This window comes from Rhodococcus sp. ARC_M12 (assembly GCF_022810385.1).
Lineage (GTDB): Bacteria > Actinomycetota > Actinomycetes > Mycobacteriales > Mycobacteriaceae > Rhodococcoides > Rhodococcoides navarretei.
Map to the genome: position 1 here is coordinate 159524 of NZ_JALGQI010000011.1, position 15686 is coordinate 175209.

Genomic DNA, 15686 nt, shown 5'->3' on the forward strand with positions numbered 1-15686 from the left:
CGATGGTCCATTCACGCGGTCGATTCGCGCGGAAGCATCACGACATCCGGTCGAGGTCTGGCGAGAGCATGTTGGTAGTTCATCCGTAAGTCGTCGAGCACCTGTGTCGGCCGATCGCGGATGTCTTGCGGTGAATGGGATACGACGATCAGACCGTGGGCCTGCATTCGGTTACGTCGGGCTTGGGTCCGCTGGTAGTCGGCCGGTGACAGATGATGGGCCACGGAATCGATTTCACGTGCCAGCGCCACGGTGTCGATCCACCCGTCGGTATTGGCGATGAACTCTCCGCTGCGGGCGTAGATGTCGCAGTTGTGTGTCATCGCGGGCAGTCCGCTGGTTCTGTACAGGCGTTGGTCTTCGAGTTCTGCCACCGAGTGCGCGTTGTCCCGCAACTCGAGAAGTACACGGCGGGTGAGCGCGCTGTAGCGGCGCGGCCCTTCGGCCAATTCGGCGGCGATCTCGTCGATGGTCACGCCGTCTCGTTGGAGCACCTCGGTCAGCAGGGCGACGCACCGTGCCTCGGATTTCGCGGCTCGCGTGGCGTCGACCAGTGATCGCACCAGAGGAGCAACTCGGATGCTGCCCTTGGTGATCGACTCGGGAAGCCGCCATGTCCGCTCTGCTCGGACGAATGACACCGATGCCCGACGCATTTCCGCGGGTAGCAGCAGATGAACCTCCCCGGCGGATCCGTTGGTCCCGTATCCGAACGAATCGAGTCCGACGCAGCCGGTGATCATGCTCGTCGCTCCGCCGTATGCGAGCGCCGCGGCCGAGCGCTCGAGCGTCGACGGATGTCCGTTGCGCAGCAGTACGACTCCCGGTAGCAACCGCTGCCACGGACCGCCGGCTGCGCACCTGCCGTCGATCGCAGCGTCGCTGACGCCCGCCTCGCGAAGCTGCCGTCGCGTCACGACGCCGGTCGAGCTCAGGTCGAACAATGATTCTGCGTTCCACATTCGTCTTCTCATGCCCGAAGAGTGGAATTCGACACCGACACGTTCGTCGTGTTTCGACGCTGTCTCAGGATGTCTGTGGATGGACGGCGAGTCTGTGGATGGATTGGCTGTGACCAGTCTCGAGCCGGACGACGCTGTCGGACTCGGATGCTAAGGGCGGCCGATGGAGTCCGATAGCGTCCGCGGGCGTGGCCATCCGGCAGCGTGAATGAACCATCTACGCGCTCAGACGTATGCAACGGTCCATTGACCCACTACAGGCCGAGACGTGGATGGACCCTTGCACGGTCGAGACGTGTGCAAGGGTCCATTGACGCGGGGCGGGGGGCGGGCGGGCGATCAGTCCTCGAATACTCGCAATTGGCCGTCTTGGTAGAAACCCGATCGGGTGACGTCGGCGGTCTGGAGTTCAGCGGGCACAGCGCTCGGGTAGTACTGCTCGTAGCGCTCCAACGAACCCCAGTCCCTGGCCCAGTCGTTTTCGAGGTAGGTGGGGACGGTGACGGGCTTGGCGAGCAGTTCGGACCAGCCGAGGGGGCCGCCGTTCTCGCCGGATTGCCAGGTGTCGGTGGAGCTGACGGCGAGTGGGCGGTCGGGGAGGATGCGGTATTCGGGTACCTCGGCGACGCCGTTTCGATGGTCGAAGGGGCGCTGGCACGGGAACTGAAGTCCGACGGCCCAGTCGAGCAGCACGGGTTGATCGCTGCCGATCATGGTGTTCAGATTCTCCATCAACGGCACCCGTGGCGGGGTGAACGCGAGCCATTGGTCACCGGTGAGGTTGGGGTCGTTGGCGACGATGCGGACGGCGTCGGCGTCGGGTGCGATGTCCGCCAACGGGATTCGGAGGTTGCGCCACGAGGGTGCCGGTCCGATGTCGCGGGGCAGGTAGGTGCCCTGGGCCTGGACGCTGCCGTCGGGCTGACGCTTGCCGTATTCGAGCAGCAGGGACTGTCCGTAGGTGAGTGCTCCGGTGTCGTCGTAGGACCAGATGCGGCCGGCTGCGGAGAAGACGACCAGGGGAGCATCGTCGCTACGAGCGGGTAGTTGGTACCAGCTCGACGTCGCCTCCGCGGGCTCCTGGATGCCCTCCTGGTACGAGCCGAGTACCGGTGTGGTGGCCGGGTCGAGTCCGAAGGGCAGGGCGGCGGACGAGCCGTTGACGCCGACTTCGCCGGTGCCGCCAGCGGTTCCGGAGCTCTGGCCTTCCTCGAAGGCGGGTCCGACGGCTTGTTGGTCTGTGTTGCCCTGTCCTGGTTTGACTTCCACGGCGTCGGCGCTGAGGTCGCTTGGCACGCCGTTGGCAGTGAAGTTGCGCAGGGTGGAGCTCGCGCCGCCAAGGGGTCCTGCGACGGGGTCGAAGTCGTCCGGCAGTGGGCTCAGCATGCCTGCGTTGGGGTTGGACTCGACGAGCACGTCGTTGGCCAGTCCGCACGAATTGCCCAGGACGGACTGCACATTCGATCGTGCCAGCGAGTAGGCGGGGTACTGGGAGACGGCTCCCTTGACGAGCGAGAGCACCTCGAACAACACCATGATTCCGGCGATGACGGTCAGCGGTGCGGCGGCGAACTTACGGATGCGCTTGCCGCGCGCGGAGGTCGGTTTCGGTTGTGGGGGAGCGTATCCCTCGCGCAGGTACTGGAATGCGGCGACGGCGAGGACCAGTCCGAAGAGGATGAGGAACAGGGTGCCCGATTCGTTGCCGCTCAGCGACACCGTCTTGTCGAACCACGGCACGCCGTAGCTCGAGACGTACCAGTAGCCGTTGATGCCCGAGAACGACAGTGCGAGAACGAACATCAGCCCGGCTGCGAACAGCGATCGGTTGCGTCGCGAGCGCAGGGCGCTGGCCGAGACGGCGACGGCCGTCAGCGCGGCCAGGCCACCGGCGATTCCGGCGTAGGAACCGAAGTGGTGAGTCCACTTGGTGGGGTTGAACATCATGAAGAAGATGGTGCCGAGGACGACGCCGAGGAGTCGCCAGGCCGGTCCGTTCGAGATGCCGGGGATGCGTCGGCGGCGAAGCAGCACGAACAGTGTCGTGAACAGGCACAGGATCATCGTCAGGAACGCGAAGCGGCGTGCGACCGAGCCGTCGACGGTCTGGACGAAGAGGTAGTAGTAGCGCAGGAAGTCCTGGTACCAGGCCTCGTTGGGGCCGATGATGGTGCGGACTCGGGTGGACTCGATGACCGTCGCGTACGTCTGGTCGGCGAAGACGACGACGAGTACCAGTACGCCTGCTGCAGCCAGCGGTGCGAGCATCGCGAGGGTGCCGACCTGGCGGTGGCGTCGGACGACGATGCGCGCGATGGGGCGGGCCCCGGCGAGAAGTGCTGCCACACACATCAATCCGGTCGGCGCTGCGGCGAGGGTGAAGGCTCCGATGAGACATGCTGCGGCCGCGGGGAGCAGTCGACCGGTGGCGATGGAGCGTTCCACCGAGCACCAGGTGAGCAATGCGCCGAGGGCGACGATCGGTTCGGGACGCAGACCGTTGTTGTACGGCAGCCAGAACGCGAGGAACACCAGTCCGCCGGTCCACAGGGCGACGTTGGATTTGCGGACGGCGCGTCCGAGGCGTGGCACCACCTCACGGCTGATCACCATCCAGCAGAGGACGCCTGCGATGAGGGCGGGCAGTCGCATCCACGGGCTGGCGGTCGAGATCTTGGCGAAGACTGCGAGTACGTCGTAGTACCAGCCGAACGGGGCCTCGGGTACGCCGAACCAGCGGAAGTAGTTGGCCATGTAGCCGGAGTGGTCCGCGGCGCGGGCCATCGTGAGCAGGTAGCCGTCGTCGGAGGTGTTCGCACCGACGAAGTGCCAGCCCACCAGAACACCGAGAACGGTGACGTCGACGCCGGTGAACTTCCACCAGTGGGAGGGGAAGAAGCGGCGGTGCGCGCGACCGTCGGTGCCGTCGAGCCGACCGAGTGCGCCGATGGCCAGCAGGGTGCAGGCGATCGCGAGGATCATGATCAAGGACTTGAGCAGCGTCGGCGACGACGAGAAGCGGGAGTCGACGTCGACGGTGACGGACATGTCGGCCGGAGCCGCGCCACTGAGATCGCTGAAGATGCCGACGACCTGGGGACGGAGGTCGCCGTCGAGCCTGCCCTGGATCGGCTGGCCGTCGTCGTCGGTGAGTCCGGTGAAGGCCGCCGAGGTGTACTCGTCGTTCGAGGTGATCTCGATGGCCGCGCAGCGGGTGCTCTGGACGTCGGCGCGAGGTGCCGTCGCGACGACGACGTTTCGGTCGAGAACGTCCACGTTCGCCTCGCCGACGCGAACGAACAGACTGTTCAATGCCGCGCCTTCGCCCTGCGGGGGAGCAGTCGCCAGCAACAGCCCGCCCGACGCGGGGAGTGAGGCGACGGCAGAGCACGGGAGGGTCGCAGTCAGGCTCAGAGGTGCCTGGGACACCAGTGGGGCGTCCACGTCCTGCAGCAGCCCGTTCTGGGGCCATTCGATGGTGGCGGTGGTCTGCGTGACGGGTGCAAACGGAGTGATCAGCGCGAACAGTACGCCGAGCACGCCGGCGACCATGGCGATCAGCCGGGGAACTCGTACCTGAGCACGAAGTTCGTCCGAGGCTCGCAGTGGAGCGGGGACGGGCGGACCAGCTGATGAATCTGTCACGACGTCGGGCACGAGAGTCGATGTTATGCGAGCGTGACGAAGAGGTCACACAGGCACCGTCCCCGGGAATAATCCTGAAACCAGGGGATCAGTCGGTTTTCATCGGTCCGTCGCTGGCCAATCCGGACCGAGACTGCTGCTCGACGGCGATCTCGGCCGTGGTCGCGTCAGGATCGAGTGGCATGTATCTCTCGATCGATCCCCAATCTCGGGCATAGTCGTCAGCTAGGTACGACGGCAGTGTCTGCGCGTCGAGCAGCAGTTCGGTCCAACCGAGCGGGCCGCCGCCGATCGAGTCCTGCCAGGCATTGGTGGATTCGGCACCGGTGCGGTCGGGCAGAATCCGGTACTCCGGTACCTCGGCGACGCCGTCGCGATGATCGAACGGGCGCTGGCACGGAAACGCGAGTCCGACGGCCCAGTCCAGCAACACCGGATCGGTCGATCCGACCAACGAGTTCAGCGTCTGTGTCTTCGGCACGCGCGGCGGGGTGACGGCGAGCCATTGATCGCCGGCCAGGTCGTTGTCCTCGGCGACGATACGTACGACGTCCGCGTCGGCAGGCAGGTCGTTCATCGGGACCCGCAGGTTGCGCCACGACGGCGACGGACCGATGTCGAGTGGGGTGATCCGTCCCAGCGCGAGCACGTCACCGCCGTCGCGGCGTCCGTATTCCAGTTCGACGCGTTGACCTTCGGTGACGATGCCGTCCTTGTCCACCGATCGGATGCGGCCCGCGGCGGCGATGGTGATCAGGTCGCCTTCCCCCGGCAATACGTACCAACCGGAGGTCAGGGATGCAGGCTCGGTGGCCCCGAAGCTGCCGAGTACCGGCGTGGTGCTCGGATCGAGTCCGAACGGCAGAGCAACCGCGCTGCCGTTGATTCCGACGTTCTCGTTGGTTCCACCGGAGGTGCCCGCCGAGTTCGACGAGGTGGCCGCCGCACTCTGTTCGGAGTCCTCGGGGCGGATCGAGTTGGCGCTGCCCTGCGCGGTGTCCTCGGAGTCTGCGGTCAGGTCTCGGGCGACACCGTCGGGGGTGAATCCGGTATTTCCACCGGCACCCAATGCGTCGGCTGCGGGATCGATCGGTTGCAGGACCGAGCCGTTGACGTCGGTTTCCACCTGTACGTCACCGGCGAGTCCGCACGAGTTTCCGGCGAGGGCGGAGAAGTTCGATCGAGCGATGGAGTACGCCGGGTACTGCGCCACAGCGCCTTTGACGAACGAGAGCACCTCGAATGCGACGACCCCGCCGGCGACGATGGTCAGCGCGGACGGCGCGAAGCGTCGACGCGTGGTGGGTTCTTTTCTGCGATAAGGCAATCGGACGTGCTGATAGGCGGCGTAGAGCAGCGTCAGCACCGTCAGTCCGAGCAGGATCGTCGAAAAGCCCTTTCCGGCAACGGACGGCGGTTTGTCGAACCACGGAATCCCGTAGCTCGAGACGTACCACCACCCGTTGGAGCTGGTGAATGCCACGGCCGTCAGGAACAGGACAGCGGCGGTGAACAGCGTTCTGTTGCGCGGAGATCGGACGGTCGCCGCGGTCACGGCCACAGCAGCCAACGCGGCCAACGACGCCGCGAGACCGGCGTACACACCGAAGTGGTGGGTCCACTTGGTGGGCGTGAACATCATCAGAGCCAGTGCGCCCAGGATGATTCCGAGGATCCGACGCGACGGCCCCGTGGCGGTACCAGGGATGCGTCCGTTCTTGCGGAGCATCACCGCGATGCACACGACGATGCAGAGCAGCATCGCGAACATGCCGAATCGTCGGGCGAGCGAGCCGTCGGGCGAGATGGTCATCAACGCGTCCCAGCGGACGCGTTCCTCGAACCACGGCACGTTCGGTCCGATGGCCGAGCGCACTCGCGTCGCTTCGAGGACGGTGCTCAGAGTCTGGTCGGCGAAGATCGCGATCAGCACCGCCAGTCCCGACGCGACCAGCGGCGCGAGAACGGCGAGCAGTCCCACCTGGCGAGCACGCTTGACCACGATCATCACCAGTGGGCGCAGGCCGGCGAGCAGGGCGGCGACGGCGATCAGTCCGGTGGGTCCGGCGGCGAGCGAGAACGCGGCGATCAGGGTGCCGACGGCGGCGGGCAGCAGTCGTCCGGTGGCGATGGCGCGCTCGATCGAGCACCACGTGAGGAGTGCGCCGAGGGCGATGACCGGCTCGGGGCGCAGGCCGTTGTCGTAGGGCAGCCAGAAGGCGAGGAACACGAATCCGGCGGTCCACAGCGCGACACGGTTGGTCACGACCGCGCGGCCGAGGCGGGGGATGACCTCGCGGCTGATCACCAGCCAGCACAGCAGCGCCGCGATGGTGGCGGGCAGCCGCATCCAGATGCTGGCGGTGCTGACTTTGGCGAGGGCGGCGAGCATGTCGTAGTACGGCATGCCGAACGGCGCTTCGGGGACACCGAACCAGCGGAAGTAGTTGGCCATGTAGCCGGCGTTCTCGGAGACGCGGGCCATGTTGAGCAGGTAGCCGTCGTCGGAGGTGTTCGCGCCGATGAAGTGCCACAGCACCAACACACCCACCACGACGGCGTCGACGCCGGTGATCGATTTCCAGCGGGAGGGGAGGAATCGGCGGTGGCGTCGACCGTCCATGCTGTCGAGGCGATGGAGCGCGAACAGGGAGGCGATGACGGCGAGCGCGCCGACGATCATGGCCAGCAACTTGAACGTGGTGGGGCTGGAGGAGTACCGCGAGTCGATATCGGCGCGCACGTTCAGGCCGTCGACCGGAGCGGTGAGGTCGGTGTAGATGCCGACGACCTGCGGCCGGACGTCGCCGTCCACGGTGTTGGCCTCGCCGTCGAGGTCGACGATCGTGCTGGTGGCGTTCGAGGACACCGTCAGTGCGCAGTTTTCGGACAGCTCGGACACGGGAGCCTCGGCGAGGACGCGATCACGCAGCAGAACCTGCAGTCGGCCGTCGTCGACCCGCACGATCAGCGCCCTCTGCTCGGTCTTCGAGGCTGCTATGGGTGCGGTGGAGATCAGCGTGCCGCCGTCGGTGAGAGCAGTGGCCGCGCTGCACGGCACGCTCGCCTCGAGGTCGACGGGCGAGTAGCTCACCAGCGGGGCGTTGACGCTGCCGAACGAGCTCTGCGGCCACGACAGGGTTGCGACGTCCTGCTGAACCGGCAGCAGGGGAGTCGCGATGGCCAAAATCGCACCGATGATGCCGGTGACGATCGCTACCAGTCGGGCGGTCACGATGTTCGGAGCGGTCTCGGGCACGCCGACGATGCTATGGGACGAGCGTCCGCACATCCCACACCCACACGCCGCCGGTGTAGCTCGGCTGCACGCCGAGGAGATCGGTGACGGTGGTGCGCAGGGCTATGGTGTTCTCGCTCGGCGGCAGCACCACGACGTCGGCCTCCCAGAAGGCCATGTCCTGCGCAGCCTGACTGCGCTGATCCGTGGTGATCTCGGGGACGTTGCCCGAGTCGTAGACCGAGCCGAGCAGCAACGCCGTCGGACGGTCGACGGCCCCGTACTTGGCGACCTTGTCTTCTTTGTCGCTCGGTCCGACGAAGTATCCGGCGGCGAGCCTGAAGCCCATGTCGGCGTCCATCTGCCAGCGCAGCGGACGCGCATCCTCGGGCCGTGGCAGGGGAACGGTGACGACGGAACCGTCGTCGACGTAGTTCTGCCAGTCACCGTCGGCGAAGAACTGCGGGGTCGGGGTCTTGTCGACGGCAAGAAGCGGCGTCGGGATCAGTGGCACGAGGGCGAGTGCGAGTCCGGCGATCCAGAACGCAGGCAGCGGGCGAAGTCCGTTGCGAACGGTGCGGTCGGTGGCCAGAACGAGCAGCAGGGCCAGGGCGGGCACCGCGCCCAACGCGAAGCGGGTCTCGAGCACGGATTCGACGAGTGGGTACTCGGCGAGCTTCGTCCACGGCAGCGTGATGCCGGTGTCGTCCTTGCCGATCACCAGCGTTGCACCGAGCGAGAGCACGCTCATGACGATCGCGGTCGCGGCGGCAGCGCGGGCGCACGCGACGCGCCACATCCACACCGCTGCCACGAGGCACAGCACCAGCAGCGGCCAACCGAAGTACGCGTTCTCCTCGGTGGCGTTGATGCGGACGTTCTGCCCCGGCGTCGCCTCGCCGCCCAGGGATTGCGTCGGGAATTGGAACAGGGCCTTGGCGTCGTTGCCCATCGGTCCGTGTTCGAGGAACGAGTACGACTGCGGGCCGAAGAACTGCCACCACAGCGGAAATGCGACGAGCGTCAACGCGATACCGGCCGACACCGCAAGTCGGGGAACGGCGTTGCGGACGGCGGGCCACAGCGAACGCGGGCGCGACAGGTAGTAGACGACGGCGAAAATGGCGAACGACATCGCGAAGATCAGCAGGGGTTCTTCACCGAGCAGGATCTGCAGCGCGACGATCAGGCCCAGTCCGACGGTGTTCTTGGTGGTTCCGCCGCCGTGCGCGATGCGCGTGACCAGCATCGCGATGACCGGAAGCAGGAACAGAACCACGAAATTGGGGTGGCCGTTGGCGTGGGAGATTGCGCCGGGTGCGAAGCCGCACAACGCACCGCCCATGGCAGCGGCACCCTTGGACGCGTTGAGCTGACGAGAGAACAGCCAGTACCACGCGAACGCGGTGCCGGCCAGGCCGACGGTGAGGGCAATCGCCCAGGTCACGGTGGGTCCGAAGAGCAACGTGATCGGGGCAAGCGGGATGGAGATACCGAACATCGCCGTGTTCGCCATCAGATTCACCCCGAGCGGGTAGTTCTGCAGGTCGCTCCACAGCGGGTTGTCCAGTGAAGCAACCGAATGCGCGGCGACGGAGAAGAACCACTCCCACATCGTCTGGTCCTGGCCGCTGTTGTAGAGGTAGCCGCCACCCAGATTGCGCCATTGACCCTGCAGGACGTACAGGGCGGCGATCAGAAATCCGACGGCCGCAACGACGTCACCACGTCCGACGCCGGAGTGTCGAGCCGGTGCCGTAGTCGGCTGCCGCTCGAGAACGCTCTGGTCGTGGGTGGTCATCGCGTCGAGGTTACAGAAAGATCACGATGGGCGAAAACTCGAACGACCTGGGTCACACGGTGAGGATCGCCGGCTCCCGGCAGTGCGAGCGGGCAGACATACAACCTATCCGATCAATTCCGCGCGTTCGATTGTGGAATGCTCGGCGATTTTCTTCTTGCTGTTCATGAAATCGCGCGGGCGGTTGATGCAGTCTGCGGCGATGAGTTCGCTGCTGCGGAGGTAGTAGCAGGTGAAGTCGCGATCGCGCTCCGGGTCGCCGTCGATGACGACCTCGTCGTATCCGGTGCCCAGTCCGGCGATCTGAAGCTTGAGGTCGTACTGGTCGGACCAGAACCACGGAAGCGCGGTGATGGTGGCGGACCCTCCGGTCATGGTCGATGCCGCCACCTTCGCGTGTTCGATTGCGGCGGAGACGCATTCGAGGCGAGCGCGTCGGGAGTAGCGTGGAACGTCGTAGGCGGCGCAGTCACCGGCGGCGACGATGTCGGGATCGTTGGTGCGTGCCCGATCGTCGATGACGATGCCGTTCTCGACGGTGATTCCTGCTGTTTCGGCGAGTTCGGTGTTGGGCACGATGCCCACTCCGATGACGACCAGATCTGCCGGTAGCGTGTCTCCGCCGGCCAGCACGACCTCGCGCACATGGCTGTCTCCGCGGAACTCCTCCACGAGGGCCTGCGTTCGAATGTCTACGCCCGCCTCGCGGTGGATTCGGGTGAAGAACTCCGAGACCACCGGTGCGGTGACGCGTTCGAGAACTCGCTCCGCAGCCTCGACGACGGTGACGTCGAGACCCGATGCCCGGAGGGACGCTGCGGTTTCCAAACCGATGTAACCGCCACCGACGACGACTACCCGTGTGCCCGGCGTCGCGGCCGAGCGTAGCGATGCGGAGTCGGCGGCGGTGCGCAGGTAGTGAATGCCCGCCAAATCTGCTCCGGGAGTTGTCAATCGGCGAGTTCGCGCGCCGGTGCACAGGGCGAGCTTGCTGTACGACTGCGTGACTCCGGTATCGAATGTGACCGTGCGAGCCTCCCGATCGATGCTGGTCACCGAACCATCGACCAGCTCGATGTTCTGTTTGTCGTAGAAATCCGCTCCGCGGATGGCCATGGCCTCTAGGGTCGAGGTGCCGGCCAGATACGCCTTCGACAAGGGAGGCCGCTGGTAGGGCAATGTCCCCTCGTCACCGATGAGAACTATGTCCCCCGCCCACTTCTCGCGTCGCAGATGTGCGGCGAGCTGAGCGCCGGCGTGGCTGGCGCCGACGATCACTGCGCGCTCGGCGCTCACTTAAGCCTGCTGCTTCGGGGTGAGGGTGACCATCATCTTGGATATGCCTCTCACGAAGTTCGACTGCACGTACTCGGGCTTCCCGACCACCTCGATGTTCTCGAAGCGAACCAGTAGTTCTTCCCACAGGATTCGGAGTTGCATCTCGGCGAGCCTGTTGCCCATGCACCGGTGCACGCCGAACCCGAACGCGATGTGGTTGCGTGCGTTCTTGCGGTCGATGACGAAGTCGTCCGGCCGATCGAAGACGCGCTCGTCGCGATTGCCGGAGGCATACCACATGACCACCTTGTCGCCCTTGCGGATGAACTGGCCGTTCAGGATCGTGTCTTCCTTCGCGATCCTGCGCATGTAGGCCAGCGGGGTCTGCCAGCGGATGATCTCGGACACCATGCCGGGTACGAGATCGGGATTCGCCTTCAGCTTCTCGAACTGATCGGGAAACTCGTTGAGCGCCAACACTCCACCGCTCATCGAGTTACGTGTGGTGTCGTTGCCGCCGACGATGAGCAGGGTGAGATTTCCCAGGAACTCCAGCGGCCGGTCGATGAGGTCCTTCGTGTCGTCGTTGGCTTGCAGCAACGAGATCAGGTCGAAGCCGGGCTCTTCTCCTGCTGCTTTCCGAGCGGCCTTGTCGTGCCAGAGAGCGCTCAGCCCCTTGGCCGCGTCGACCATGGCACCGAATACCTCGTCGTTGTCCGAGGGGCCACCGTTGGTCTGTTCCATTGCCGTCGCCAGGTCCGACCACTCCACGAGCTTGTGTCGCTGCTCGTACGGGAAATCGAGCAACGTCGCCAGCATCCGCGCCGTGAGTTCGACGGACACCGTGCGAACCCAGTCGAACGGCTGGTTCACGGGAAGGTCGTCGAGGACTTCCTGAACCCGGGACCGGATCAGGTCCTCCATCTCGCGGAGGTTCTTCGGGGCCACCACCCCTTGGACCGCGGCACGCTGAGAGTCGTGACGCGGGGGGTCCATCGCGATGAACATGGCGATATCCATGAAGCGCGGGGGCTTGCCGATGATGATGAACGGCTCCGCCGAGAACACCTTGTGGTTCTTGTCGACAGCGATGATGTCCGCATGCCGGGTGACGGACCAGAAAGGCCCGAACGGGCTGTTCGGCTGGTAGTGCACCGGCGCTTCGTTGCGGACCCGCTCGAAGTACGACTTCCAGAGCCCCTGGCGGTACAGAAACGGGTTGCTCAGGTCGATATCGGCGAGATCGACGTCGTCGACCGGCGGTATGGGGGTCTCGGTGAACATGACCTGGCCGTCGGTGCGGGTCACGATCCGGCGCGTCTTGTCGTAGAGGTGCGCGCCGCGGATCTGCAGTTCCATCGGGATGATGGATCTCGCGGTGGTCGCGACGGTGTCGGCGATACTCATTGTTCTCTCCTCCGGTGCGCAGGTCAGATCTGGAATTCGGGAACGCGGACCGTCAAGCCGTCCCAGGATTCGCGCGCCGTCATCTGGCACGACAGCCGAGATGTCGGTTCACGCTCGGGGTTCATGGCGAGCATGTCTTCCTCGACCTCGTCGTTGGTGCCGACGACGTCGCTCCATGCCTCGTCGACAACAACGTGACAGGTTCCGCAGGCTGCTTCGCCGCCGCAGTCCCCGTCGATACCCGGGATGTTGTTGTCGACGGCAATCTGCATGAGGGATGTGCCCTCGGTCAGCGGTGCCTCGTGCTTCTCGCCGTCGTGCGTGACAAAGGTGACGTCGGCCATGGTGTTCTCCTCGCTGAGTAACTGTGTTCCAAGTCTCTCTGTGACGGGCTTTCCGAACCAGGCTCGAACGCGTCGATTTGTTGTTAATTTGGCTCACGTGGGAGTCGAGGAGTCCGGAGTGCCCCCGCTCGCCTTCGCGCAGCTGCTCGGTAGCGGCGCGCTGGGCGAGCGGGCCGAGGCGGCGTTCCGACGCATCTTGGTGCGTGACGGCGTCAGCATGACGGAGCTGATCACCCGCGACGGCCAGGTGCCGCTGCGGTGGTTTCGGGAGGTGTACCCGGAACTCGACCGCCAACTGGGGTTCCGGCTCGGCGCGACGTTCGCGCGATACGTGCAGCCCACGTCGTTCGGCCGTCTCAGCCTTCCGCTGATCAGTGCCGGATCGGTGGCAGAGATGGTCGAGTTGCTGGAGTTCCTACCTCTGATCTCCACGGCTCTCGCCGTGCACATCCACCACACCGATCGAGGGTTGACCATCGGACTCGCGGGTCGCACGGGGGACGACGGGCTCGACAGCATTGCTGTCGCGTACGCCGGTTCGTGCCTTCTCCGTTTGATCGGCATGCTCGCCGGCTCCGCGCACGCGGTCGAACTTCACCTCGATATCCCGACGCCGGTGCGGGATACGCTCGACGACGACGAGATCCGGCGGATAGTGTTCGATGCGCCGTCACCGTTCGTCTTCGTGCCTGCGGCCATCCTCGCCGAGGCATGCCGGTTCTCCGATTCGGTGTCGTATCAACTCGGGATCGCGGAACTGAAGAAGGCTGTCGACGGCCGTCGCGCGAAGTCGTACACGGACACCGTGCGCGCGCTGTTCGACACCGACCGCGACTGCACGAACAGTGCGCACTGTGCACGGAGAATGGCCATCTCGACCAGTTCCCTCAAACGGAAGCTCGGCAACGAGGGAACCACGTTCCGTGCGGTGCGCCAGGCGTTCCTTCAGGAGCGCGCGACCGTGCGTCTGCTCGACAGTTCGGTGACGGTAGGGGAGATCGCCGCCGAACTCGGCTACAGCGACGTCGCCAGTTTCTCGCATGCCTTCACACGATGGACCGGACGCTCACCGAGGGAATTTCGATCTCACACCGCATCACCGAGGTAGTGCGTTCGCGGTCAACTCGTGCGCACCACCAGAGCGAAGGGGCCGATATCGGTCACGGTGAAGCGTGGGTCCTCGAACAGTGAATCGGGGAAGGTGACGGTGTAGCGGCGCACGTTCGGATCGTTGGGGTAGACGTCCTCGGCCAGTCTCAACGTGTAGCCGTCCGCGCCGCGGCGGAACAGGAAGGCGTCGGGCGCACGCCACTGGCTGTTGTCGAGCGCGTCGATCAACTGATCGGGTGTCTCGAGTTCGGTCCACTGCTCGATGGCGTCGGCTCGCTGATCGAACTGCGCCAGTGGGTTGGCGTAGTGCGAGGTCAGTCCTTGAAAGCCGAAGTACGGGTAGTAGCTGAGGAACGACGTGTCCGCGGTCAGTACGACGGTCTCGTCGCGCGGACGCTGGGTTTGCTCGGTCAGGGCGGCGTCGACCTCGCGGTAGTACGAGACCGCGCTCGGTGGGCGCATGTCGGCGCGGTTGCCGTCGCCGTCGGTGTCGGAGTAAGCGACGGTGATCTCGGTCTGCAATACCTGGGGGATGTTCTGCGCGTAGGTCATGGCACCGATGGCCGCTACGACGACAGCGGCGATACGGAACTTCGGTGGCTCGTTGATGGCTTGATAGATCGCGTGGCTGCCTTCGAGGAAGCCGAAAACGCCTGCGCTTCCCAGCAACACGATCAGCACGGCTTCGAGACGGAACGAGAGCAACGTGGTGCCAGCAGCCGTGGCGGCCATGGAGAGCAGCGTCCACAGGTAGATGGAGACGACGCCGACGCCGAGTGCCTGCGCTCGGCGCGAGGACGAGAACCGAACCGCCACCCACACCGTGCCGATGAGGCACAGTACGCCCATCAGGGAGAACTCGAACATCGGGAACGGAAGTGTCGCACCGGCTTCCGGTAGGTAGTGCAAGGCAGTACCCGATGTGCTCGGCGCGCCGCGCAGGAATTCGACCAGGTACGGCAGCCACACGGTCGCGGCGATAAGGCCCGAGATCGCGGCGATCGCGGCGACCTTGATCGCGATGGGAACCAGTACGTTCCAGGACTTCCGCTCGCGATAGGCGAGGACGGCGGCGAACAGCGCCATGAGTACGACGGTGAACGCCGCCAGACCGAGGTACAGGGTGTAGAACGTCGCGGCCAGGCCGAGGAAGAGCCCGGTCCCGACCACCGCTCCCCACCCACCCGATGAGGTGCGGTGCAGCGCTCCCCAGGCGAGGACGAGCGCGGGAGCGAAGAGCATCACGATCACGGCGCTGTATGCCTCGGGGGAAGCGTGGGCGACGACGAGTGCGGTGGTGACGGCGCTGACGGCGACGGCCCAGTCTGCTCGGATCAGGGCCTTCCACAGCACGAACGACGCGACAGCGGTGACGGCGAGCAGCCCGATTGCGTAGGGCTTGAACACTTCCCAGCCGTCCATGCCCAGCAGGTTGCCGACGCGTCCCCCGAGCCAGAACCAGCCGGCCGGGTAGAACGGCGGAATGTCTGCGTACGTCATGTCGCGCAACGACGCCGAATCCGTCAGCCGTGTCAGGTATTCGGTTCGAAACTCCTGGTCGACCGAGATGCCGAACAGGTAGAGCTTGGTTGCAGCCAGCGGCATCCCGAGGGTGACGGTGACGAATCCGCTCAGCCCGATCCACGCTGCGAGCCGAGCGATCCACGGCCACTTGTGAATCCGGTACAGGTAGATCGCCGCGGCGAACAGTGCTGCGGCAACCACCTGCCCGAGCGTCGTGATGGCGCGGGTGACGTTGGACGAGTTGAACGCAGGCCACTGAACCAGTGAGAAGGCGTACAACCCGACCGTCGCCACCACGACGGCGACAAGAACACCGGCAGCGATCTCGCCGACGGCAGAGGCGGTTCTTCGAGCCGGTGCAACCCCGATTGTCATCG

At 65.4% G+C, this 15686-nt stretch carries 9 protein-coding genes; 1 reads left to right on the plus strand and 8 read right to left on the minus strand.

The genetic code is table 11. The annotated features are described in order from the left end of the window. Positions 1-11: 11 nt before the first annotated feature. From MTX35_RS15815 to MTX35_RS15845, 7 genes are all read right to left on the minus strand, one after another. Positions 12-974, minus strand: coding sequence for a hypothetical protein (locus tag MTX35_RS15815; RefSeq protein WP_243595891.1), 963 nt, complete (start codon positions 972-974; stop codon positions 12-14). Between the two features lie 327 nt (positions 975-1301). Continuing rightward, on the minus strand, positions 1302-4619 hold the full coding sequence (locus MTX35_RS15820; RefSeq protein WP_374230306.1) for an arabinosyltransferase domain-containing protein: 3318 nt from the start codon (positions 4617-4619) through the stop codon (positions 1302-1304). Positions 4620-4695: 76 nt separating this feature from the next. Beyond that, entirely contained in the window at positions 4696-7899 is a 3204-nt protein-coding gene (locus MTX35_RS15825; protein ID WP_374230307.1) for an arabinosyltransferase domain-containing protein, read from the minus strand. Beyond that, complete coding sequence (locus tag MTX35_RS15830) at positions 7877-9646, minus strand: YfhO family protein (protein ID WP_243595893.1); 1770 nt, start codon at positions 9644-9646, stop codon at positions 7877-7879. The genes MTX35_RS15825 and MTX35_RS15830 overlap by 23 nt, the downstream gene beginning before the upstream one ends. 105 nt (positions 9647-9751) lie before the next feature. Beyond that, on the minus strand, positions 9752-10942 hold the full coding sequence (locus tag MTX35_RS15835) for an FAD-dependent oxidoreductase (RefSeq protein ID WP_243595894.1): 1191 nt from the start codon (positions 10940-10942) through the stop codon (positions 9752-9754). Then, on the minus strand, positions 10943-12331 hold the full coding sequence (locus MTX35_RS15840; protein ID WP_243595895.1) for a cytochrome P450: 1389 nt from the start codon (positions 12329-12331) through the stop codon (positions 10943-10945). It abuts the gene before it with no gap. 23 nt (positions 12332-12354) lie between these two features. Beyond that, positions 12355-12675, minus strand: a complete 321-nt coding sequence (locus MTX35_RS15845) for a 2Fe-2S iron-sulfur cluster-binding protein (RefSeq protein ID WP_243595896.1) — start codon at positions 12673-12675, stop codon at positions 12355-12357. Between the two features lie 97 nt (positions 12676-12772). On the opposite strand from MTX35_RS15845, the gene MTX35_RS15850 reads away from it, so the two are divergent. Beyond that, a complete protein-coding gene (locus MTX35_RS15850) occupies positions 12773-13783 on the plus strand; it encodes an AraC family transcriptional regulator (protein ID WP_243595897.1) in 1011 nt (336 codons plus the stop codon). An 11-nt stretch (positions 13784-13794) separates the two neighbouring features. Here the strand turns inward: MTX35_RS15850 and MTX35_RS15855 are convergent, their stop codons facing one another. Beyond that, positions 13795-15684 (minus strand): galactan 5-O-arabinofuranosyltransferase, encoded by a 1890-nt coding sequence (locus tag MTX35_RS15855; protein WP_243595898.1) that lies wholly within the window; start codon positions 15682-15684, stop codon positions 13795-13797. Positions 15685-15686 lie beyond the last annotated feature (2 nt).